Here is a 23,567-nt window from a genome sequence, read left to right as displayed (position 1 = left end):
TCAGAAAGGCGTTGCCACAGGATGTGGCGTATTTAGCCTTTCATCATAAAAATAGGGCGCTTGCGCCTTTTGTTCTTGTAAAAATTATTTCTGTTTCTTCTTGTTTTCTGCATTATGGCCGCCATATCTCATCTCTCCGCTGTCACCATCGCCTTTTTGAATCAGCCGTTTTCCCTTAAGGCTTACGTTTGGAAAGCTTTCCCTCTTTTCATCCATTTCTATCACCTCCCTCTGATAGTATGGCTGTTTTTAATAGAGTTATGATGCTCCTTTGTCTTACAATTTCCAAGGTGGTTGATGAGGAAAGAATTTCATTCGATAAATTGAATTTCACTCATCAGTGTTTATAGAAAAAATCCCCAAACCAAGTTTGGGGATTTACATTTTTCAGAAAGGTTCGTTTAATAATAAAGTTTACAGAAAGATCCTTTAGAAATTAAAAGTCTCCGGATCAGCACCAAAACGTTTGTTTTCGTTTAGTGCATTGATTTTTTCTATATCACTTGCTGATAGTTCAAAGTCAAAGATGTCTGCATTTTCAATAATGCGATGTTCTTTTACGGATTTAGGAATAGTAACAATCTCATTTTGTAAATCCCAGCGTAAAATTACTTGAGCAGTGGATTTATTGTGACGGACTGCAAGTTCAGTCAGGACTGGGTGTTTAAGGAGTCTTCCTTGTCCCAATGGAGCCCATGCCTCAATCTGGATTTCCTGATTCTTGCAATATTTACGAAGCTCAGGCTGAGATAGAAGAGGATGAAGCTCTACTTGATTTACCATCGGTTTAATCTCGGCATCTGCAAGTAAGTCTTCTAATTGGCGGATATTAAAATTGCTGACGCCAATTGCTCGTACTCGGCCTTCTTTATAAAGTTGTTCGAGAACCTTCCAAGTCTGCTTATACTTTTCTTTAACTGGCCAGTGGACCAAATATAAATCAACATATTCCAGTCCGAGTTTTTTTAGGCTTGTTTCAAAAGCTTCCATAACAGAATCATTGCGCTGATCCGAGTTCCAAACTTTTGTAGTTATGAAAAGTTCTTCACGAGGAACGCCAGATTCTTTAATTGCCTGGCCAACACTTTCTTCATTTTCATATAATGCAGCTGTATCAATGGCTCTATATCCAGCTTTGATTGCTGCTTTAACAGATTTAAGGGCTTCTTCTCCCTCCTGAACCTTATAAACTCCAAGACCAAACCACGGCATTTTAACTCCGTTATGTAGAGTTGTAGTATCCTGCAGGCTTTTCAAATTAATCTCCTCCTCAACATATAACTACATTAATCAGTATATTAAAACCCATTAGCAGGAATCAATTTTGGAGATTGAATAATGTGTACTCCTCATGCTGAATGGAATGACACTATTTAACAAATACTTGGGTAGAAATGATTTATTAAAGACTTTTACACATAGGAAAACAAGGGTATAGGATACCAATAAAGAAATATACAGCAAAGAAGGGGCGTAAATATGCACTGGTATGAAAAATTAAATCAATATTTCCCTATTGAGGAAATGAAGTCGCAAGAACATATGGAGGCTTTGTTGAAGGAGCACCCTGAAGTATATCATAAGGATGAAGGGCAAAATCATGTATTGATGTATGCAGAATTTGATACCTTTGTGTTTATTGATTATCTTTTTGTTTCAGACAAAACGAGGGGGCAGGGCTTGGGACACAAGTTACTAGAAAAATTGAAACAAAAAGGAAAGCCAATAATTCTTGAAGTTGAACCAGTTAATTATGAGGATACAGATTCCGAAAAACGGTTGCGTTTTTATAAAAGAGAGGGCTTTGAACATGCTCAATCTATTGGATACAGAAGACGGTCTCTAGCAACAAAAGAAATAAACGAAATGGAAATTCTCTATTGGGCCCCTCACCATGAATCAGAAGAAAAGATTTTCGATGCCATGAAAAAAACCTATGAAACCATTCACACCTTTAAGGATGTGGAGTTTTACGGAGAATCCTATCAGCCAGTTGAAGAAGTGCTGACGTTTGAAGAAAATAACAGTGGTTCTGATTTATTGAAGGATCATTAAAAAAGGAAGCAATCATGTTCATGATTGCTTTTTTTTGTCGGTTAGGAAATTATAGATTTTCACCTTGTGGAAAACTCCGAACTAGGTTATTGTAATCCAGCTCCAGCGCCCAGCCCCTCGGGGTCATAAGCCAAATCACTTCAGAAATCAGGACAAGGAACGCTTCGAAAGCATCCCCATCGCACGAAGGAAAAGCTTTAGCTTTTCCGAGGATGACTACGTGATTCGTCTTATGCCTGTTGGAGGCCCACAGGAAGTGGGTCAGAAAGGCGTTGCCACAGGATGTGGCGTATTTAGCCTTTCATCATAAAAATTGGGCGCTTGCGCCTTTTGTTCCATAGTTATTCAGGAAAGTTTGCATTTGCTTGATCCAGACTATTTCCCTTGGGGCGATCGTTCTGGTTTTGAGTTCTTGTCTCTTTTTGAATTTTCTCTGTCTTTGTGCCAAGAGTTTCCTGGTAGGATACAGGTCTTTTTTCTGCCATTTTGCTTCACCTCCTGTGTTATCTTTTTAGGATAGGGTATTTAGAAATGTATTATTCAAGCCAACTGTTGTAAAGTGACCACCAATAGGAATGGAGTACTTCCGCAGCTAGTTCCCTACATGGACAGTTTTAATTAATAGAGTTATAATAGAATAATTCTCCTGCCATCATAAAAAAAGGAGGTATCTTATTATGGCGAAAAAGTCCATGATTGCAAAGCAAAAGCGTGCACCGAAATATCAGGTACAGGAATATACACGCTGTGAACGTTGCGGTCGCCCGCATTCCGTTTATCGTAAATTTAAGCTTTGCCGTATTTGTTTTAGGGAATTAGCCTATAAGGGTCAAATACCTGGCGTGAAAAAAGCCAGCTGGTAAAATATATATTTAGATATCAACGTTTGCTCATTTGGGCAGGCGTTTTTTATTTTTTAGCTCTTTACAGAAATAACGCTGGTGTGTAATTCTCTCAAGATACTCGCTTTCCGCGGGCGGTTGAATTCTGTCAAACCTCTGTGATGACCCCTCAATATGCTTCATTCCTGATAGTTAAGTAAAGAACGACTCCATCTTCTGTTCCTCAGCGCTTGTTGGTGCTGAACAAGGCACTCCGTTCTACTTCCTCCTCCTCAGAATCTTTTCTCCGAGTTCTGACCCGCTTTTCCGCTTGACACCAAAAAGGCATTTTCCTAAATGCGTATGCCTTTCGAGGAGTCTCAACGTTCTTATGCTACTATTACATAGATAAAAATCAACGGTGTTCCTTTTTTTTAATACAAAGAACCATTAGCGAATAACTTTCCTCTTGCTGTAAAAAATAACCGGGTACAATTTTTAAAGGAGGGGTTTGTTTGAAAAATGGATTTTTCACCAAATTGTTAGCATGCTTGTTAGTCTTTTTTGGAGGTTTTAGCAGTATGTCTGCTAAGGCTCTGTAAACAGAAGTCCTTACACAACTGTTACAAATAGAACAGGCACAACTGCGGGAGTTCCTGATATAAACGGAACAACTGATACAAACAGAATGAATATAACTAAAACAACAAACAAGATTACTGGTAATAATGGTGCCAATGACAATAACGTAACCAATGCTAAGACCCTGGGACAAATGAAAAAAGCGGCAATTCGTAATGTGGAGAGCCTTAGAGAAGTTACAAGGGCCCGAGTAGATTTCCGCAATAATAATGCATATGTCTCGGTAAAACTTGCCAACGATCGGACAAATGCAAGAACAAATGCAATGGACGCTAATAATACTGGCGATGTTAGGGACAGTGACAGGGATAATGGCCGGTATACTGGTTCCTGGGGCATTAGGGATAATAATCCTTCAGGGTCAAATCTAAGCGGGGGCAATAATGTTAGTGATTATAAATCCTCCAGGGGTGTTGGAACCCAAACGCCTAATCAAACCATCACAAATACAGGAGTTGGCACAAACGACTGGGTTCCGGATAATAATTCGGGAGACAATGTGATGAGGAATACCGCGTATCACGAGGCTTCTTCTGGATTGGACCAACGAATCGCTGATCAGGTTAGAAAAGTGAATCCATCTGTTCACCATGTGTACATTTCCTACGGTAACAGGGTTGATGTTGGACAAACAAGAAATATGAGCACTACCAATAATGCTGATATTCTCCCGCTACAAACGGGGAACCAATTGGGAGCCGACAATACAAACGGAAGTGGGGCCGGACGCAATTGGAGCTGGCTTGGACTTTTGGGATTACTAGGATTATTGGGATTAAATAGAAACCGAAGAAGAGCAGATTAACTGGAAAGCAGGAGAATAACTCTCCTGCTTTTTCTCATTCATATGTTAATGGAGAAAGGAACATTCTATTGATATATGACAAGAGAACAGAGGTGCAGGATATGCGGATAAGAACGTGGATCATTCTATTTTTTATTTTAGGAGGAGGGGCTTTTGCGGCAGCTTCATTTAGGTCAATGCAGCAAGAAAGCCCGACTCCCAGTCCAATTTACACTAATAATCAGGATGGTATGAGACAGATGCAGGTACAAAACCTGCAGCAGGGTTACAATATCATGAGAGTAGACTCGATCAGTGATAATAGAAATTTAACCATGAGATTAAATAGCGACCCTACTATAAAGGTGATTAATCATAATAAACAGGATAAGAGCCACTATTACGACCATGAAGTAATCGTTGAATTTGAAATAATGCCTTCCAAAACCACATTAGGGTATTTTCTTAGGGACATCGATGGCATAGTAAAGGAAAAACTGGATCATACCTATATTTTTAAATCAAAAAGCCAATCACCAATAGAAATGGTTGATTATTTTAAAAAACAAAAAAATGTATCCTTTGTTGAACCCCATTTTATCTATTTGAAAAATGATATTAATGATACATATTACTTTAATTATCAATGGAATTTGCCGGCTATTGGTACTGAAGGCGGATGGAAAGTAACACGTGGATCAAAAGATGTAAAAATAGCGGTTGTAGATACCGGAGTGGATTTGACGCATCCGGATCTTGCCCACCGTTTAACAAAAGGATATAACGCGATTGAAAATAATAACAGAGCCGATGATGATAATGGACATGGCACTCATGTTGCCGGAATCATCGCGTCAGTCACCAACAACCGTAAAGGAGTGGCTGGGATTACATGGTATAACCCCATTATGCCTGTAAAAGTTCTGAATTCAGAAGGAGCAGGCGGTTCATTTGATGTTGCGAAGGGAGTACGCTGGGCAGCAGATCATGGTGCTGATGTGATCAATTTAAGCCTGGGCAATTATAAAAACTCTGCAGTCATGAGGGATGCTATTAATTATGCCTTGAAAAAGGATGTTGTGATTGTATGTGCGGCCGGAAACGATAATACCAATCAGCCTAGTTATCCCGCAGCTTATCCTGGAGTAGTGGGTGTATCTGCTGTGGACTGGAACGGGAGAAGAGCGGATTTTTCTAACTATGGAAATTATGTAGATGTTGCAGCACCTGGTGTTGAAATTGCAAGTACGTTCTTTAATGGGCAGTATGCCTCTCTTTCAGGTACTTCAATGGCTGCTCCGCATGTTACTGCTCTTGCAGGGTTAATTCGTTCAGTCGATCCAAATTTGAAAAACAATGAAGTGGCTAATGTTATAACAAGGACTACACAAGGAGCCGGGCAGAGTGGCTTTGATCCATACTATGGAAGCGGAATAATTAATAATGCCGGAGCGCTGCAATATGCATACAAAAGAAGATATCCAATGGGAAGAGCTAGCGAGTGGGTGCAAAAGTTTTTGAAAAGATAGTTTCTTTTTTAATTTTTTGGTAAAAACCATATATGAGGATAAGAAAGACTTAAAGTTCATTATATTATGGCGAATTCTTTGGAGCTAAAAATGGAGAACTATTCTTCTTGTCGACTTTTTAAAACGCAATGTCAATTGCTATTCCTACTAAAATAACCAATAACAGAGAAGGTGTCTAACTTGGAGGATAATGTTATTGATTTAAGGGATTCGCAGCTTGAGGAGAAAATTCAACACGAAATAGCTGGAATGACCTTCACTAAAAATTTCCGATCTCCAACGGCAGAAGAATGGTATATTTTTTTACCGAGTTATAAGGATCCTGTTACCGGCGGGGCAGCAGGAAAAACCATCATACACTATAACCTTTATGATACAAAGCATATTTTCATTAATACTACCATAATTTTTGATGATCCAGGCCTCCATGACAACGGTGTAACTGGGCTCGTATATGCCATATCAGATGAAATTGTAAATAGGCTTGTAGGATATGCGGATACATTACTATCCGTTCATTCAGGGGCTAATTCCTATAATGCAGAGTATAAACAATAGTTAAAAGCAATGGCAAATCCAACTTGCCCAACGCTTTAATGATTGGTTTAAAAAATTCTTAACCCTGTATTTTTGAACAATCTATCCGTCTAGTTTTTCTCGTATCGGTATGATAGGTTCACTCTTTATATAAATCCATGTAGTTTTCATCCTATTCTCTCCTTGTATAAATATCAAAAAAATAGGAGTTCTGTTTTATTACATAGAACACGGTAAATTGACCCATATTAATAAAGCAATTATTATCTTTGATACTTTAAGGGGAGCCCAAGGGATGCATGATGAAGCAAGTAAAACAGGTTTAACATCGGCCGAAATTTCAAATTTATGGAATACCTATATGAACGATAGCTTAGTGATTTGTATACTTACTCATTTCCTTCAAACTGTAGAAGACAAGGAAATAGTGCCATATTTAAAAGAAACTATTCAAATTGCCACCTCACATCTGCGAGATATAGAGGGCTTATTTATGAAAGAAAAAATAGTTAAACCAAAGGCCTTCCCTGTAGAAGAGCATGTAAATTTATCAGCTCCAAGACTTTTTTCGGATATGTTTTATATGGAATATATGCTGCATATGAGTAAATTTGGATTAACCTCGCATGCAGCTGCCTTAGCAATTTCTGCACGAGAAGATATCCGGAAATTATATGAATCATTTATACATCAGGCAGTTGGGATTAATCAAAAAATAACAGAATTAATGAAATCAAAGGGGGTTTTTATTCGGCCTCCATATATGAGCTATCCTACAGAGATTGATTTTATTAAAAAACAGGATTTCCTTACCGGCTTCTTTGGAAGAAGACGTCCTTTATTGGGAGTTGAAGTAAGCCATTTGTATTTAACGGGTGTTAATAATGAAATAGGTAAAGCCACTTTAATCGGCTTTGCCCAAGTAGCTGAAGAAACCGAGTTAAGAGATTATTTTTACAGAGGGTCTCAGATGAGTGGTAAAATCCTTAACGAAATACACGACGTTTTCCAGGAGAGCAACGTCCCCGCTTCAATGACTTGGGATTCTAATGTAACAAAATCAACTACTGCCCCCTATTCCGATCAATTGATGTTAACCTTGGTCAGCAGCATCTCCATTCTCGGGATTTCAGCCTATGGCGTGGCCATCTCAATGAGTGTCCGTCATGATTTAGGAGCCATTTACTCATCCTTTTTAGCAAGGGCAATGGCATTCGCCGAAGATGGAGTTAACAAGCTTATAGAGCATGGCTGGATGGAACAGCCCCCAGGATTTGCAGATAGGGAAAAAATTATTAAGAAGGAAAGAACAAATTAAGCTGCCATTTGGCAGCTTTTTAATTTTTCATAAAATACCCGAAAGCTTCCATATTTCCTACTGGCGCTTAACCTTTTATTTGAGTGTTTGTCCAATAAATTTTATTCAATAATAGACGTATTTCCATGAAAAAGGGCATTTATACTAGTACAAGCAACCATACACGAACGGTTTATAGGACATATTCTAAAACAGAACAACAACAAAGGAGGGGTTTATGTGGCAGGTAGAAATTTTATTCCTAGACGAAATAGAATTCAGCATACAAATCAAAATCCAGATCAAAATGTAGATCAAAATGCAGATCAAAATACAGAACAAAATCCGTTTCTTCAGACAGATTCTATTACACAAAGAAGTCTTGATCTTTTAGTTAACAACATTTTTGCAAGGCACGGTGCCGACACTCAAAAGCCAAAACTTAGTGCACGTGAAAAGCAAGAACTTCAAAGTTTACTAAGAGATCTGCAAGCTAGTGTAGAAAACTTAACAAAACACAATAAAGAATAATCTGGCACACAAAGCCACCTTAAAAAAATTATATGGAGGAATGAAAAAATGAAAGAAAGTGTTATGGCAGAATCATCATCATCATCTTCTTGTGGACACAAAAAATGGACTGCTTTAGATCCACAGTCTTCACATCCAATGGATATGGGAGATGTTAATCAGGAACTTCAGGGGAAAATTGAAACAATTCAGCAATCCTTCGAGCAAATCGTAGTTAAGGATTCTGCAGATGTTGAAATTAGTACAACTGACAACAAAGCAGCAGTTAATGTTCAAGTAGCGATCCAAGCTGCCATTGCTTTAGTTATCAGCATTTCTATTGCAGACGGAGACAGAGCTCAAAGAATAACCCAAGAGCTTCTTGGTAACATAAAAAATGCACAAGTTAATCGTCAGCAAACAATTGTAGAAAACTCCAGAGGTGTAAGAATCACCACTACTGATAATGACCTGGTTGTAAACGTACAAGTGTTGCTTCAAGTTCTTGTAGCACTCCTTGTTAGAATCAGCGTTCTGTAATGAAAATTAACTATTCTGGCTGCCTCCGAAAGGGGCAGCTTTTTTTATCTAGCCAGAATTAATATTCAAAAATTCTGACGGCATAAGGATAACTGCGGCTCTGCCATCGCCTAAAGGCTTGGCAATAGCCGAGTTTTTTTTTATTATTCTTTGCCTATCGGAAACGAAAGTTCGAATTCGAAAAAATGGAATCGTTGGCATTATGATTATATTACTCTTCGAAGTCTGTAGTGTTTCTGCAAGCTTGGCAACGGTTTCATTTTATTAAAAAGGGTAATATATGCAGAAAGTACACATTGGATTGAGGTGAAGAGTTGTGGTTTCTACTATAAAACGGTTATTAATCGGCCGACCACTAAAAACACATGAGGCTGGGGAACAAAAGCTTAATATTTTAAAAGCACTGGCGATACTTTCCTCTGATGCTTTATCGTCAGTAGCGTATGGTACAGAACAAATATTACTGGTTCTTGTGACAGTTAGTACGGTTGCATTTTGGTACTCGATACCTATTGCAATCGGGGTGCTAATATTATTAACAGCATTAATTCTTTCCTACAGGCAAATTATTTTTTCCTATCCGCACGGAGGCGGAGCATATGTAGTTTCGAAGGAAAACCTCGGTGTCAATCCTGGATTGATCTCTGGCGGATCATTGCTTGTAGATTATATATTAACAGTAGCAGTAAGTGTTTCTGCAGGTACCGATGCCATTACATCAGCTTTTCCGTCAATGCACCCTCATACGGTGTTAATTGCTGTTGTATTGGTAATCTGTATTACAATCTTGAATTTAAGAGGAGTCACTGAGTCAGCAACTGTGCTTGCATATCCCGTTTACCTATTTGTGGTTGCGCTCGTCATTCTTATTGGTTTTGGCCTTTATAAAATTATGACAGGTGATATCTCACCGAAGCTTCATGCACCAATTGGTACTCCTGTAATGGGTATTTCCTTATTTTTGCTGTTAAGAGCCTTTGCTTCCGGATGTTCAGCCCTTACCGGGGTTGAAGCCATTTCTAATGCGATTCCAAACTTTAAGAATCCTGCTCCCAATAATGCAGCTAAAACCTTAATTCTTATGGGAACCTTGCTTGCAATATTATTTACAGGCATAACATACCTAGCCTACTATTATGGGGTGGCTCCGAAAGAAAACGAAACGGTCGTTTCACAAATTGCCACAGATACCTTTGGAAGAAATTTTGTCTATTATTTTATCCAGGGGACGACTGCTCTTATCTTGGTTTTGGCAGCGAACACTGGTTTCTCGGCCTTCCCGTTACTCGCCTTTAACTTAGCAAAAGATAAATATTTCGCTCGAATGTTCACAATGAGAGGGGACCGTTTGGGGTATTCAAACGGAATTATTACCTTGGCTCTTGCTTCCATTGTTTTAATTATCATTTTTAAAGGAAAAACAGAACACCTCATCCCTCTTTATGCGGTAGGGGTATTTATCCCGTTTACCCTTTCACAGACTGGAATGATTGTTAAATGGATCCGGGAAAAGCCAAGCGGCTGGATTCCTAAGCTGATATCAAACCTGGTGGGAGCCGTCATAAGCTTCATTGTTATGATGATTTTCTTTATTACTAAGTTCTCGCAAGTTTGGCCCGTTTTAATTTTCCTACCTCTCATTGTTATATTTTTTCATAAAGTGAAAAAACACTATGATTCGGTGGGAGAACAGCTGAGAATAAAACCAGACGCCGTGATTCCTAAAATTGATGGCAATGTAATTATTATCCCGGTATCGGGAATAACAGAGGCTGTAGGTAAGTCTATTGCTTATGCACAGACGATAACAGATCAGGTTATCGCTGTGTATGTGGCATTTGAAAGGGAAGATGAACATGTATTTGAGGAAAAGTGGAAAAAATGGCATCCTGAAGTGAGGCTTGTAACACTGCATTCTCATTATAGAAGTATTATTACACCCTTGAGAAAATTTATAGATACTGTGGAATATAAAGCAAGAGAGGCTAATTATTGGGTAAGCGTGCTGATTCCACAATTTATTCCGAAAAAGCCTTGGCACAACTTTTTGCATAATCAATCCAGCTTGTTGATACGTGCCTATCTCTTATATAGAAGGAATGTCATCGTTACAACCCTTCCATATCATTTTAAAAAATAAACCAGGAGCCGATTCAGGCTCCTTTTTAATGATAAAATAGAGCGAAGGAGGTGTTAATATATGGAATTAAAAACAGAAGAAGATATTATACATATGATTATAAAAGATAAATGGATGATGGATATTTTAAAGACAGTAAAAAACCTGGGTTTACCGGATTGGTGGATATGTGCGGGGTTCGTTCGTTCAAAAATATGGGATGTTCTTCACGGCTTTGATGAAAGAACCCCTCTGCCTGATGTTGATGTGATCTACTTTGATCCTGAATTCGCAGATGAAGCAATAGAAAAACAATGGGAGCGGAAGCTAAAATCCATTTCTCCTAATGTGCCTTGGTCGGTAAAAAACCAGGCTAGAATGCATAAAGTAAATAGTAGGGACCCTTATTCGTCCTCCATTGATGGAATATCAAAATTCCCTGAAACCGTTACTGCGCTTGGAGTTAAACTGGATGAGAAGGATAGACTTGTATTAGCCGCTCCATGGGGAGTAAGGGATGTAATCTTATTAGAGGTGAGACCAACTCCATTCTTTTCAAGAACAAGTGAAGGAAGGAAAATTTTTGAGAACAGGGTTGAAAGAAAAAAATGGAGTTGCATTTGGCAAAGGATAAAGGTATATCACGATTAGAATTTTTACACAAAGTTAGATTCTCCTATAATGGCATAAAAAGGGCTTCCCGAAAAAAATCGGGAAGCCCTTCTCTGTTTTTTATTTATGAGGACTTTTTTTACAGTTCTAATTCCGGTTTCGTGTTTGGCGGGAATTTTTCAAATGATTAGTAGACTTGTGGTTTTCCTTTTAACTTGTTTTTTAGACGTGTAAAGCCACTATTCATGTCAAGTCTTTACTTAGATTATTATGTTTTTGGTTATGTAACTTCTTGCTAGGTGCAAAATTTCTTCTAGTATCTGCTCCAAGGTGTACCTTCCTTTCTTTTTTATTTTAATGTCTGTCTAAATAATGTTTCACTGCCTCTTTTAAACCAATATGAGTAAAAGGAAAATTGATCCAAGCGCCCCACTATCATTTGTAAAAAAATGCAAAAAGAAAATAGCATTTACTGTATAATAATAGTAGAAACCCACTAATCAAAGAGGTTTCATAGAATTTTAGGGGAATCCAACGAACATGAAATGAAAGGGGAACAAAAATGGGAAAAGGTACATCTGGATGTCTTTCAATCATTGTCGGAGTAGTAGTGCTTGCGTTAATCTATCAGCTTCTAAAATGGTCCGTATTTAACGCCTTAGGAATCATTGGACTCATCGCCATCATTACAAGTATTGTTTTTATAGCGACTAGCAAGAAAAGGGGTATGCCTCTTTACTGGCCGTTTGCGGGGTTATTCAACGGCTTAATTTTAACTATTGCCTGGTTTGCTTCGAAAGAGTGGACCACTACCCTTGCAATTTTAAGTTTGTTTTTATTTTTATATTTTCTAATTACAGCTCTTATCCTATTGGTAAGAAAAAGAAGTCTGTGGAAAAGGTTCATGGGTTTGTGTGCAGCAATGTTTGTGTTAACAATTGTTTTCTTTGCAAATGCACCACAATCAGGAACAAATCAGGCTGCTAAAGACAAGAGGATAAGTCCGACGAAAGAACAAATCGCAAGCGAAAATGCTGAAAATGATACGAAAAGCGATAAGATAAAGGAAAAGACATCTGAAAACCAACAAACAAAAGAAACAGAGAAAAAGGGCAACAATAAACAAACTGGAACTAAAGATGAAGGAAAGACCTCCAAAACCATAGTAGTAGCGCCAGCACCTGGCAAGACGAGTACAAATAAAAGCACTCCGGCTCCAACAAAGCCGGCTCAGAGTTCTAACCAAGTCCCTGCTACATTGGTTGAAACTATTGACGGTGACACGATTAAGGTAAACTACAATGGCAGAGTAGAAACCATTCGTTATCTCCTTGTGGATACACCGGAAGAAAAGAAGCCCAATACTTGTGTGCAGCTTTTTGCACAGGAGGCCTACAACCGAAACAAGCAATTGGTTAATAGCGGAAAGCTTACTATGGAGTTTGAAGAACATAACAAAACAGACAGGTACGGCCGTTTATTGGCCTATGTTTTTGTAAACGGCGCTTCTGTTCAGGAGTCATTACTGAAGGAAGGTTATGCACGAGTAGCGTATATTTATTACCCACCGTATAAATATCTTGATGAATACAGGCAGGCTGAAAATATTGCAAAATCGAAGAAACTAAATATCTGGTCACGGCCAGGTTTTGCAAGTGCTGCTGGATTCAATGGTTGTGTATCAGCGCCAGCAAAAAAACCGGCTCCTGTACCAACAAAACCTAAAACGACAACTCCTCCTGCTGCTGCTCCTAACACACCTCCAAGCAATGGAACGGAGATATTTGCTAACTGTACGGAATTACGTAAGAAATATCCAGATGGTGTTCCGGCTGGCCATCCTGCTTATCAGTCCAAAATGGACCGGGACAAAGATAATTATGCTTGTGAACAATAATTGGAGCGTAGGGATTTCCCTGCGCTTTCTTTTTATCTTATATATCTAATCAGAACTCCAATTAAGATAGGGATTCACGAATCTGTAAATGGATCTTAAATTTAAGGGAAAAAGCAGCTTCATCGCCGGATGGGATATAAAGTTGAATGGATGGAAGATGAATAAAAATCAATCTTAAATGTTTCTGCAATTTTAATTCCACTGAAAAAATAGTGATTGTAGGGGATAAATATGCTAATAAAATGGATTCAGTGTCACGAAGAAGAGAGAAACAAACAACTAAGAGCTGAGATTAAATCATTTGGAAAGAAAGCAGCTCGATTGAAATTTTATGGAATTATACCAAATAATATATTTAACGAGAGTAACGAAATAAATAGATATAAAATATCAGTGTAAAGTCTGATGAAAAAATGTATGATATAAAAACAGACGTTTTGAAAGTGTTGGGTGCTGGACATTGCAGACTGTTCTGTAAATATAAATTATCAGACTCATTTTGAAAAAATAGGCAAAAACAATTATGGAAAAAAGGGATAGCTGATCAACGGGAATGTTGGCAGTTCAGTACACACATTTATAAAAAGAAGCGGAGTAAGAGATTCAGGAAATCTTATTACGGGAAATATAATATAGATTAATCCAAATTGGAGTTTTATCTAATAAGCTTTCCAGTTATGAAGGTGGTACATGGAGTTTTTTCTCTTATCTAATCATTTAGGAACCGTTTGGTTATCAGATTTTTTCTAAGAAAAAGTATACATAACGGAGGTATTATATGAGTGCGGCAAAGGGTAAAGGCGGAACGGGCAGAGGAACCGGTAAGAAGGGCTGGAATCGCTGGAAGACGAGTGCGAACAAGGCTAAAAGTGCTAAACCTTATGTAAGTAAAAGAGTTAAACAATCGGAAGGGCAAGAAGACTCCAATTAAATAAACAAAAGATATAGAAGTTGCCATATAGGCAACTTTTTTTGTACTCTAAAAACAGTCTGGTTTATACATAAAAAGGAATAAATGGGGGGTATCATAAGGAAAGAGGGGGCTTTTCTAGTGAAGAAAGGACATTTCGAAAAGAATTTTTTAAGTGGGGTTCTGTTCTTATATTTACTACTTTTCTTTCCAGTTATTTTAAGGAAACGTCCCATCAAGGTTTGGATTTACGTTTATCTAATGAATGCCATTACAAACGGCTTTTTAGATAAACTTCTCGTAAAGTATAAAATAATCACCTATCCAGTACGCTTATTTCCAAATAAAGTGAAAATAAATGTATTATTTGATTTCTTGGTTTATCCGTTATTTACTGTGCTATTTAATCAAATAACGTTGAAGGACAGGCCATTTTTAATATTAAGGAAATTATTTCTATTTATGGGACCTATGTACTTTCTTGAACATTGGGCTGTACAAAAAACAAATTTAATTAAATGGCATAAAGGATGGAAGGGATATCATTCTTTTTTTAGCCTAACGATTAAGTCGTTAATTTCCCGCTTGTTTATAGAATTGTTCAGGCGAATCAGAAAGAATAGAGGTTTATTTCAGGATTAACTATTAAAAAAGAAAATGGCCCGGAGAATATCTCCAGGCCATTTTTTAGCTTGCACTTTTAACAGAATCAGATTCCTTTTTTTCATATTTTCTATGCAGCCACTCGTAAATAATCGGAATAATTATAAAGCTGTTTATCGTGGATGTTACCATACCGCCAATGACGACGATACCAAGTGTTTGTGAAATCACGGTATCGGCATTATGGGAAAAAGCTAGTGGCAACAGAGTTAGAATTGTTGCTGCGGCTGTCATTAAAATTGGCCTGATCCTTGACAGACTGCCAGATAATACAGCTTCTTTTACAGACATTCCTTCTTTTCGATTTCTTTCGATTTTATCAATTAACACAATACCATTAGTAACGACTATACCTGTAAGCATTAGAATTCCGATTAATGCTGCCAGGTTCCATTCTCCATGGAACAATATTAGTGCAATTATGACACCACTTAAAGCAAGCGGAATGCTTAGCAGAACTGCAAGTGGTGCTCTCCAGCCTTTGAAAATAGAAGAGGTAATAAGCAAAACTAATAAAATTGAGAATGCTACGGCAATGGACATATCAAATATCATTTGTTTTACTTGCTCAGAGATTCCGCCTAATGAATAAGTTACATCCTTTGGAAGCTTCAAGCTGCTTAGAGCTTTGTCCGCTTGGTTCGAAACCTTGCTAATATCGTTAGAAGTAATCTGGGCAGTCACAAGAGAGAAAGGCTGACCGTCTCTTTCACTAATAGTAGAAGGGGATGGATCCTTTGAAATTTTAGCTATTTGATCAAATCGAACCATTTCTCCATTATTTCCTTTAAAAATTTCCGCAGCAAGTGCAGCTAAAACATCATTTGCAGTAGCCACTAAAGTAATATTAGAATTGGTTCCAGAAGCAATTTGGTCCAAATATTGGTCCACAGGTAATGCTTTATGGTCAACCGTAATGGTTGCATCCTTAGATTGGGACATATAGCGATTAACCACTCCTAAAATGTCGGGAACTTTAACACCTTTTTCCTGGATTGCATTTTGATCAAATGCAACCTTGTATTTAGGAGAACCATTTGTTAAATCAACTTTTCCGTCTACGCTTAAATCAGCAATTTTCGATAGACTATTTCTTGCCTGCTGTGCTGTTTTATCCAATGTAACCTGGTCTGAACCAGTGAATAGAATGCGCATTTGGGAATCGTCACCAGAGATATTCTGGCTTGTTACAGTGTAAATGACATTTTTAGATAGTGAAGGAAGCTGTTTTTGCAGCTTTTTAATAACTGAATCAGCATCCTTGTCATTTTTCAATACAACAGAAAGGTTCGCCACATTTGGGTAGGTTATAAATCCGCCACCCTGGTCAAAAACATCATCACTTTGCGGTGTCATGGTAGAACCAAAATTCGAAGAATACGCATCTATCTTTGGATTATCCTTTAATGTTCTTTCAATTTTTTGGACTTCAGAATCTACTTGAATTAAAGTACTACCCTTAGGCAATTCGGCCTTAATGGAAATTTGTCCAATTTTTCCGCTAGGCAGTAAGCTTATTGGAAGAAATGCAGAATATATTCCTGCAGCCAAAAATACCAGAATAGAAACAATAATCATAGCTTTCTTGTGTTTAAAAGCTGATTGCAATACTGGCTTCATTGCAGAATCAAGTCTGACCGTCTTTTTAGAAGTATTGCCGCCTTTCCAGCCCATAAAAGCAAGAGCAGGGATAACCACCATCGCTACAAAGAAGGAAATGATTAATGCAATAACAACAGACCAGGCAAAACCGCTATATGAGGCACTGATTACACCGCCCACGAATGCGATTGGAATATAAACCGCAATTGTAGTTAAAGTTGACCCCAAAATTGCAGGAATCATTTCTGTAACGGATGATGCAAGAAGGGAAAGTATTGATTTATCTGTTGATTCTTCCCGTCTGCGGTACATATTGTCTAATATAACAATAGAGTCATCGACAATACGTCCCATTGCAACAATCAAGCCTGAAACGGTTAAAATATTAAGAGTAATGCCCATTGTTTTTAAAACAGCTGTAGTTGCCAGCAGTGAAATTGGCAGTGAAATTGCAATTAATAGTGTGGATCTTACGTTCCGGAAAAAGAAGAACACACATATCATTGAGAATAAACAGCCGAGTAAACCTTCACGTACTAATCCGAAAAGTGAGCTGTTTAATTCTTTTTCCCTGTCCAGTAAAACCTGGAATGAAACATCTTTAGGGTTTATTGTATCCAAATGAAGACGAGAAACCCTATCTTTTACCTGGTTTGCTACATCTGTAATATTAGCTGATGGTGTCTTAATTACATTCAATTGGACACTTGGCACCCCATTAGTTCTGGAGACGGTTTTAACATCATTTAAAGAATGAGTAATAGTAGCAAACGCTGAAACAGGAATGGTTTTACCTTCTTTATTCTTGATTGTTGAGTTTTCCATTTGCTGCTGTGTTAATTTCAGCCCATCAAATGAAACAGGAATCGATAATTGATTGTTTACGATGTTACCCTGAGGCATGGATGGTACGGATAAAGAGAAGGATTTATTTACATCATCAAGGGTCAATCCATTTTTAACAAGGTCTTTCATACGAACGGTTAATACATATCCGTCTTTAGCTCCGCCGAATACAGAAACATCAGCTACACCAGGAACGGTTTTTAATTGCCTTACGATTTCCTGCTGGGCATTAGAACGAAGCGTTTGTTCATCTAAATTCTTACTTGAAATGCTATAAGTCAAAATTGGAAATGAACTTGTTGTTAATCGTGTTACAGAAGGAGTACTTGTAATCGTTTGAGGAAGGTCGGCATTGGCAAGTGCCTTATTAACCTGATCCTCGGCTTGTTTCATGTCTGTATTCATTGGAAAATATAAACTCATAAATAATCCGCCATCGTATGAAGTGGTTTCCACATTCGATAAACCATCTACTACTTTAACGGCACTTTCAAGATTATCGGTTACCTGCTGTTTTACTTGAGGAGCTTGATATCCTGGCACCCTCATACTAACAGAAAGGGTTGTATTGGTAATCCCCGGCAAATAGTCACGCTGCATTTGGAATGCGGATATCCCGCCCCATGCAAGGATAATAACAACACACACAATCATGAGTATGGCCCTTTGCATGGTTCCTTCAACTAATCTTTTCATTTTGTGCCTCCCTAATTAAAAAAACTGAAAATTATTGCATTGTAATAATTTAGAGCTAATAGCTGCCAGCTAGAGTTACTGTTTAATAACGTCATCCCAGCTGGGTAATCTAAATATATACAAGCACCTTGTTTGTTTTCTTAATAAAAGATTAATAATTCATTAAGATGGAAAATTTTATTTTAAAAAGTGTTAAATTGAAGAGAGTTCAATTAATAATAAATGGAAAGAAATTCTGGTTTAAATTTTTTATAGAGTACTGGAAGGAGCTAACGCTAGCATGACACATATTCTTGTTATCGAGGATGAAGTACAAATAGCTCGTGTGCTAAAAGTGGAATTAGAGTATGAGGGATACCAAGTGACAGTTGAACATAATGGAAAAGCCGGATTAGAAACCGCTTTAAATTCACAGATAGATCTTATATTATTGGATGTTATGCTTCCTGAATTAAATGGGATCGAAGTATTGAGAAGGCTAAGAAGAGAAGATAAAGTTACTCCAGTCATACTATTAACCGCACGTAATACTACTTTTGATAAAGTAGCAGGACTGGATCATGGAGCGAATGACTATGTAACAAAGCCCTTTGAAATTGAAGAACTGCTAGCCCGTATTCGTGCTTCTATTCGAAATCAATCTAAAACAGGGGGACACGAAGAAGAAGAGTCTCTTTTAACCGTTCAGGATTTAACGATCAACATGGATTCGAGGGAAGTGAATAGGAACGGGGTTTCTATTACGTTAACACCAAAGGAATATGATCTGCTGGTTTACTTAATCATCAATAAAAATAAAGTAGTGACAAGAGAGAGTATTATAGTCAATGTTTGGGGATTCGAGTATGAAGGAGAAACAAATGTTATAGATGTCTTTATAAGACACCTAAGAAAAAAAGTTGATGAGGGATTTTCAACTCAATTAATCACAACGGTAAGAGGTATTGGTTTTACAATAAAGGAGAAGCAGGATGAAGATCACCACAAAAATTAATCTTTTAACTACTGTCTGGATGCTTTGCATTATGATTTTAATAAATACCGTTGTGTTCTTATTGTTTATGAAAACCACTCTAAATATGGAAGAAGATATGCAATATCAGAAAGCTGCAGACATATTAAAAGAACTTCATACTGCTCCCTCTTCGGTTGAAGTGAAGGGAGAAATTAGAGATTACCTGACTATTCATTCCTATATTCGAATAATGGAACCAGGTAACAAAAAGACTTTGGAAGTATCAAATGATCCATTACTGTCTAAAAAAATAAAAGGTAAATATACGGAGACAAAACAATCACAATCCCGCTTGATTACAGCAGAAAAAGGGGAGGAGGAAGTTTTAGTTGTTCGTATTCCCATGAAAAATGGAAAGAGCAGTCTGGAAATTGGTGAACGATTAACAGGACTTGAAACAAGAAAAGAAATGCTTCGGGCTATTTTAGGTTTCTGTACCATTTTAGCTGCTATTTTTTCTCTCCTTGGTGGAAGGTGGCTGGCAAACATCATAATGAGGCCGATTTCCAGCATGATTAATACCATGGAAGAAATACAAAAGAGTGGAGTCCCTAAAAAAATAAACATTCAAGACGAAACAAAGGACGAGCTTCAAACCATGGCTGAAACATTCAATGGTATGATTGATAGGCTTCAGGAAAATATGGCGAGGCAATCACAATTTGTTTCGGATGCATCACATGAGTTAAAAACACCGCTTACTGTTATTAAGAGTTACGCCAACCTGCTAAGAAGGCATGGCGTGGAAGATAAAGAGATGGCAAACGAAGCAATCGAAGCGATTTATTCTGAAGCAACGAGAATTCAAAAAATGACAGAAACATTTCTTGACTTAGCAACTTTGGAGAAGGATACCGAATTAGAGTTAAAGGAAATAAATGTGGTATCTCTATGTGAGAATATTTTAAAGCAGTTTAAAAATGTGTACAGAAGGGAAATAAGCCTTCATTTTGAATATAATCCATTGATAATCCATGCTGATGAATTAAAGCTCAAGCAGGTTATTATCATATTATTAGACAATGCCATGAAATACAGCACTGACAAAATAGATGTTTTTCTTGAAAAGAACGAACAAAATGTATGTGTATCTGTGAAGGATTATGGGTTTGGGATACCAGAGGACGAGATTAATAATATTTTTGAGCGTTTTTACCGTGTGGATAAGGCAAGAAGCAGGGAAACCGGTGGGACGGGTCTGGGACTGCATATTGCCAAAAGTATAATGAATCTGCACAAAGGTGAAATAAGAATAGATAGTATAGAAGGTGAAGGGACTACTGTTAAACTCTTTCTTCCTATACGATAATGTAAGCCAAAGAGTATATTTTTTGTTGATTTTACAACAGGCACGATTACCAAAGTTTATCACAAAAATAAGGGAGCCTTTTCAAGTGAAGGATCATTTTTTATCAGGAACGCACAAAAGGTGTAATACTTAAAAAAGCAACTTGAAAGAAGGAGAAAGAGGGGTGACCCGTTCTGGAAACGGGTCATATTCTTACATGAGAAGGAGATAAAGGGCGAGTTAAATATATTTATGAATTTTCAGCTTGGGGCTTACTAAACAATAATTTAGTAAACGAACAAAGTTTACATAATCATATTATTTATAACTTACTTCATTATTTAAAAGAGCAATAGTTTTCTTATCACAAATAACGAGAAGCTGTGCATTTTCGGGAATGCGCTCATCCAATTTTCGATTAATATTTAAGTTCCCCTGATTGGCTACCAGTGTTGCTCCCTTATTAAGCAAATCCATAAAAGCATCCCGATAGGTTAACCATTCATCTTTTTTCGGAATTTCGTACACGCTTTCCTCATATTGTGTACTCATAAGTTCAGAATAAAGATGTGTGACACCATGTGAGAATAAGGATCTTACGGCGGCATGAGATATCATTTCCTGGGTTGGAATAAATTCGTCGACCTTAACATGCTCGAATAACGAATATGCTTCTCATTGACTACTTCAGCGGTGACATGAATGGAGATACCCATTTTTTCTTCTATGGAAGTGATAGCTGTAGCAATAAGCAATGTCTTGCCATCGACGAGTAATGGATCTTTCTGTGTATAGATTACCGGAAAGATTTCTTCTGCAAAAATAATGACTCCTTTAGCCTTAGAGACATTTGCACGGTTTAAGGTTTCTTCATCTGTTGCATCTCCACGTACATAATAAAGCCGATCTTCATCAAGAGGGGATTTTTCAAGATGATCAATAATGACGATGTCAATTTTACTGTCTGATTTTAAAATTTCTTCTATGGCTTCTCGGGACTTATTACTCCAGCCGATGAGAATAATATGATTTTTCCCTGTGTATTTCATTTTCCCACCCACTCTTAATTTTTCGATGTTATAAATAGAACGAATGATTTTTCCTATGAGCACACTGACAAAGCCAATGCCTGTGACATATAGAACAATAGTAAAAGCTTTACCTGAAGCCGTGACAGGAGCATAATCACCAAACCCGATTGTTGATAGTGTGGTAATCACCCAGTAAACAGATGTCAAATAATTATGGAAAGTCTGAGGCTCAATCGTCAAAATAATGTGTGCAGCTATTAATATGTAGAAAATAACAAAAGGAAAAAAGACTTTTCCTCTTATCTTAATTAAAGAGTATATTAGCTTTTTTAATCTAAATCCCATTAGTGATCATCCTAGTCTATGAAAATACAGATACAATTTTAATTCCCTAAGATGCAAATCGGCTAAACGTAAAAAAAAGAATAAAAAGGTAAGCAGATTTGAATCTGTTTACCTTTTATGGTTATTTTGCAGGAATGCTATACATAAAGGTACAATGCTGGATTAGACTTTTATAGATAAAAGCCTGAGCAGCTGCGCCAAATCTCTGAGCAGCCTTCCAAAGTGTCACCAGACAAGACTGTATAAGTACTAGTTGGCTCGAAAAAGGACCGAGCATTTTACTGAGAATCATAAAAAAGAAAATGGAGCTAATATAGTAAAATATAAAAAGGAAAATAGAATTCTATGAAGAACTATTATTAAATAATAATTAAAGTAATAGCCAATACATATTTAAGGAGCATATTTATGTCAAAAACACATCAACTTACCATAAGCAATCAGCATCTTCATGGATCATTCAGCAGGGATTATCAGCCAATCTTGACCATACAGTCTGGTGATTCGGTGGAATTTAATACAACCGATATTGGGTGGGGTTATAACCAGGAGAATGGAGAACGAATTAGATATGAATCAAGAGAGAAAGAGGCGGTTTGGGGACATCCGATCATCGGGCCATTTTATGTTGAGGGTGCAAAACCAGGATTAACGCTGGAGGTAAAAATAAACGAATTAAAACCAGGCTGGTATGGATGGAATTGTTCTGGTGGGAAATCCAATTGGCAAAATAAAGTACTAGCTATTACTGAACACTCTGAGATTACTCTTAATTGGCAATTGGACCATGAAAGCCAAACAGGAACTGCAAAAGTTCGAGATCAAAAATTCACTGTTAAGCTTAGCCCTTTTTTGGGGGTTATGGCGACAGCCCCGGCTGAACCAGGTATACATTCTACCATTCCGCCCCGATATTGCGGCGGAAACATTGATTGTAAAGAACTAGTGGAAGGAAGCATCCTATACCTGCCAATTGCGGTAGAAGGCGCATTATTCTCTGCAGGCGACGGCCATGCTGCGCAGGGTGACGGTGAGGTATCAGGGCAGGCAATTGAAGCACCTTTTGACAAAGCAAATTTAACCCTTACTGTCAGGGAGGATGTGCCCTTGAAAATGCCACGGGCGCACACACCGGCAGGGTGGATAACTTTTGGCTTTGATGAGGATTTAAACCAGGCAGCCGCGACGGCTCTTGAAGGAATGGTAGAGCTGATTCAAGAGATGTATCAGCTAGAAAAAACGGAAGCTACTGCGTTGGCAAGTGTGTGCGTCGACCTCAGAATCACGCAGGTAGTAAACCGGGTAAAAGGTGTTCATGCCATCCTGCCACATGGTGCTATAAACCATTCCATTGAGGAAAAATAAAAGAGATTCCCTTATTTAGAGCGTGAGATTTCTCATGCTTTTTTTTATAAGGAAAAAGATGCAGCCAAAAAATATGAAACGCTCGATTTTACCAAAAAAAAAATAAAGAGCAAAAATGGTATATTTCCTATTAACCTCCCTCTAGCTATATTGAATAATGAATTTTTTACAGGGAGGAAATATCTTGTATACCCTTATTAGTATGCCTTTTAGAGAGATATAGGATAAATTAACGAGTCTCAAAACGGTGAGTACAATTTGTATTCTTGATGTTAAGGCAATTCAAGGAAAGTTTAATAGATTTACAGGAAAATTACAAAAATAGACGGTGAGATAGACACTTTGGGTGGAATTGAAACAATTTCAAAGGGGAAGATCACCGTTTTAAGTCAAGTCCTATTAATTGTGTAAAATCAAATGCAAGTGTTTTCAACTAAAAATTGTGGGGTGTGATCCAAACCCT

22 protein-coding genes are annotated in these 23,567 nt (G+C 37.6%); 16 read left to right on the top strand and 6 right to left on the bottom strand.

Annotated features, from left to right (window positions below):
- Positions 1 to 84: 84 nt before the first annotated feature.
- Entirely contained in the window at positions 85 to 216 is a 132-nt protein-coding gene (locus G8761_RS27745) for a hypothetical protein (RefSeq protein WP_275940738.1), read from the bottom strand.
- Positions 217 to 429: 213 nt separating this feature from the next.
- Positions 430 to 1,263, bottom strand: coding sequence for an aldo/keto reductase (locus G8761_RS25020; RefSeq protein ID WP_338001036.1), 834 nt, complete (start codon positions 1,261 to 1,263; stop codon positions 430 to 432).
- A 216-nt stretch (positions 1,264 to 1,479) separates the two neighbouring features.
- Between G8761_RS25020 and G8761_RS25015 the strand changes: the two genes are divergently transcribed.
- Positions 1,480 to 2,055, top strand: a complete 576-nt coding sequence (locus G8761_RS25015) for a GNAT family N-acetyltransferase (protein ID WP_166030663.1) — start codon at positions 1,480 to 1,482, stop codon at positions 2,053 to 2,055.
- A gap of 341 nt (positions 2,056 to 2,396) precedes the next feature.
- On the opposite strand, the gene G8761_RS25010 is transcribed toward G8761_RS25015, so the two are convergent.
- A complete protein-coding gene (locus tag G8761_RS25010; RefSeq protein WP_166030662.1) occupies positions 2,397 to 2,540 on the bottom strand; it encodes a hypothetical protein in 144 nt (47 codons plus the stop codon).
- A gap of 192 nt (positions 2,541 to 2,732) precedes the next feature.
- Between G8761_RS25010 and G8761_RS25005 the strand changes: the two genes are divergently transcribed.
- From G8761_RS25005 to G8761_RS27965, 12 genes are all read left to right on the top strand, one after another.
- The gene (locus G8761_RS25005; RefSeq protein ID WP_166030661.1) at positions 2,733 to 2,918 is read left to right on the top strand and encodes a type Z 30S ribosomal protein S14; all 186 of its coding nucleotides are present in this window, start codon (positions 2,733 to 2,735) and stop codon (positions 2,916 to 2,918) included.
- A 646-nt stretch (positions 2,919 to 3,564) separates the two neighbouring features.
- The gene (locus G8761_RS25000) at positions 3,565 to 4,323 is read left to right on the top strand and encodes a hypothetical protein (RefSeq protein WP_166030660.1); all 759 of its coding nucleotides are present in this window, start codon (positions 3,565 to 3,567) and stop codon (positions 4,321 to 4,323) included.
- A 101-nt stretch (positions 4,324 to 4,424) separates the two neighbouring features.
- Positions 4,425 to 5,831: a S8 family peptidase gene (locus tag G8761_RS24995; RefSeq protein WP_166030659.1), complete on the top strand. Its 1,407-nt coding sequence runs from the start codon at positions 4,425 to 4,427 to the stop codon at positions 5,829 to 5,831.
- Positions 5,832 to 6,080: 249 nt separating this feature from the next.
- On the top strand, positions 6,081 to 6,389 hold the full coding sequence (locus G8761_RS24990) for a hypothetical protein (RefSeq protein WP_420800286.1): 309 nt from the start codon (positions 6,081 to 6,083) through the stop codon (positions 6,387 to 6,389).
- Positions 6,390 to 6,663: 274 nt separating this feature from the next.
- A complete protein-coding gene (locus G8761_RS24985) occupies positions 6,664 to 7,686 on the top strand; it encodes a DUF3231 family protein (RefSeq protein WP_166030657.1) in 1,023 nt (340 codons plus the stop codon).
- A 219-nt stretch (positions 7,687 to 7,905) separates the two neighbouring features.
- The gene (locus G8761_RS24980) at positions 7,906 to 8,196 is read left to right on the top strand and encodes a hypothetical protein (protein ID WP_166030656.1); all 291 of its coding nucleotides are present in this window, start codon (positions 7,906 to 7,908) and stop codon (positions 8,194 to 8,196) included.
- A gap of 48 nt (positions 8,197 to 8,244) precedes the next feature.
- Positions 8,245 to 8,715 (top strand): spore coat protein, encoded by a 471-nt coding sequence (locus G8761_RS24975; RefSeq protein ID WP_243450148.1) that lies wholly within the window; start codon positions 8,245 to 8,247, stop codon positions 8,713 to 8,715.
- Positions 8,716 to 9,031: 316 nt separating this feature from the next.
- Positions 9,032 to 10,855 (top strand): amino acid permease, encoded by a 1,824-nt coding sequence (locus G8761_RS24970; RefSeq protein ID WP_166030655.1) that lies wholly within the window; start codon positions 9,032 to 9,034, stop codon positions 10,853 to 10,855.
- A 60-nt stretch (positions 10,856 to 10,915) separates the two neighbouring features.
- A complete protein-coding gene (locus tag G8761_RS24965; protein ID WP_166030654.1) occupies positions 10,916 to 11,485 on the top strand; it encodes a nucleotidyltransferase family protein in 570 nt (189 codons plus the stop codon).
- A 523-nt stretch (positions 11,486 to 12,008) separates the two neighbouring features.
- Complete coding sequence (locus tag G8761_RS27740) at positions 12,009 to 13,343, top strand: thermonuclease family protein (protein WP_275940737.1); 1,335 nt, start codon at positions 12,009 to 12,011, stop codon at positions 13,341 to 13,343.
- Between the two features lie 778 nt (positions 13,344 to 14,121).
- Positions 14,122 to 14,274, top strand: a complete 153-nt coding sequence (locus G8761_RS24955; protein ID WP_166030653.1) for a DUF3934 family protein — start codon at positions 14,122 to 14,124, stop codon at positions 14,272 to 14,274.
- An 84-nt stretch (positions 14,275 to 14,358) separates the two neighbouring features.
- The gene (locus G8761_RS27965; RefSeq protein WP_338001035.1) at positions 14,359 to 14,895 is read left to right on the top strand and encodes a CBO0543 family protein; all 537 of its coding nucleotides are present in this window, start codon (positions 14,359 to 14,361) and stop codon (positions 14,893 to 14,895) included.
- A gap of 45 nt (positions 14,896 to 14,940) precedes the next feature.
- Here the strand turns inward: G8761_RS27965 and G8761_RS24950 are convergent, their stop codons facing one another.
- On the bottom strand, positions 14,941 to 18,060 hold the full coding sequence (locus tag G8761_RS24950) for an efflux RND transporter permease subunit (RefSeq protein WP_166030652.1): 3,120 nt from the start codon (positions 18,058 to 18,060) through the stop codon (positions 14,941 to 14,943).
- Positions 18,061 to 18,340: 280 nt separating this feature from the next.
- Between G8761_RS24950 and G8761_RS24945 the strand changes: the two genes are divergently transcribed.
- On the top strand, positions 18,341 to 19,054 hold the full coding sequence (locus tag G8761_RS24945; RefSeq protein WP_166030651.1) for a response regulator transcription factor: 714 nt from the start codon (positions 18,341 to 18,343) through the stop codon (positions 19,052 to 19,054).
- Complete coding sequence (locus tag G8761_RS24940) at positions 19,032 to 20,384, top strand: sensor histidine kinase (RefSeq protein WP_166030650.1); 1,353 nt, start codon at positions 19,032 to 19,034, stop codon at positions 20,382 to 20,384. Before G8761_RS24945 ends, G8761_RS24940 begins: the two co-directional genes overlap by 23 nt.
- 297 nt (positions 20,385 to 20,681) lie before the next feature.
- Here G8761_RS24940 and G8761_RS24935 read toward each other — a convergent pair whose 3' ends face one another.
- Both G8761_RS24935 and G8761_RS24930 read right to left on the bottom strand, forming a co-directional pair.
- Positions 20,682 to 20,891, bottom strand: coding sequence for a hypothetical protein (locus G8761_RS24935; RefSeq protein WP_166030649.1), 210 nt, complete (start codon positions 20,889 to 20,891; stop codon positions 20,682 to 20,684).
- Between the two features lie 86 nt (positions 20,892 to 20,977).
- Complete coding sequence (locus G8761_RS24930; RefSeq protein WP_166030648.1) at positions 20,978 to 21,739, bottom strand: potassium channel family protein; 762 nt, start codon at positions 21,737 to 21,739, stop codon at positions 20,978 to 20,980.
- Between the two features lie 408 nt (positions 21,740 to 22,147).
- On the opposite strand from G8761_RS24930, the gene G8761_RS24925 reads away from it, so the two are divergent.
- Positions 22,148 to 23,104, top strand: a complete 957-nt coding sequence (locus G8761_RS24925) for an acetamidase/formamidase family protein (protein WP_166030647.1) — start codon at positions 22,148 to 22,150, stop codon at positions 23,102 to 23,104.
- Positions 23,105 to 23,567 lie beyond the last annotated feature (463 nt).

Source organism: Neobacillus terrae, from assembly GCF_011393025.1.
GTDB lineage: Bacteria > Bacillota > Bacilli > Bacillales > Cytobacillaceae > Neobacillus_A > Neobacillus_A terrae.
The sequence above is the reverse complement of the archived record's forward strand: the minus strand, read 5'-3'. Positions and strand labels throughout refer to the sequence as shown.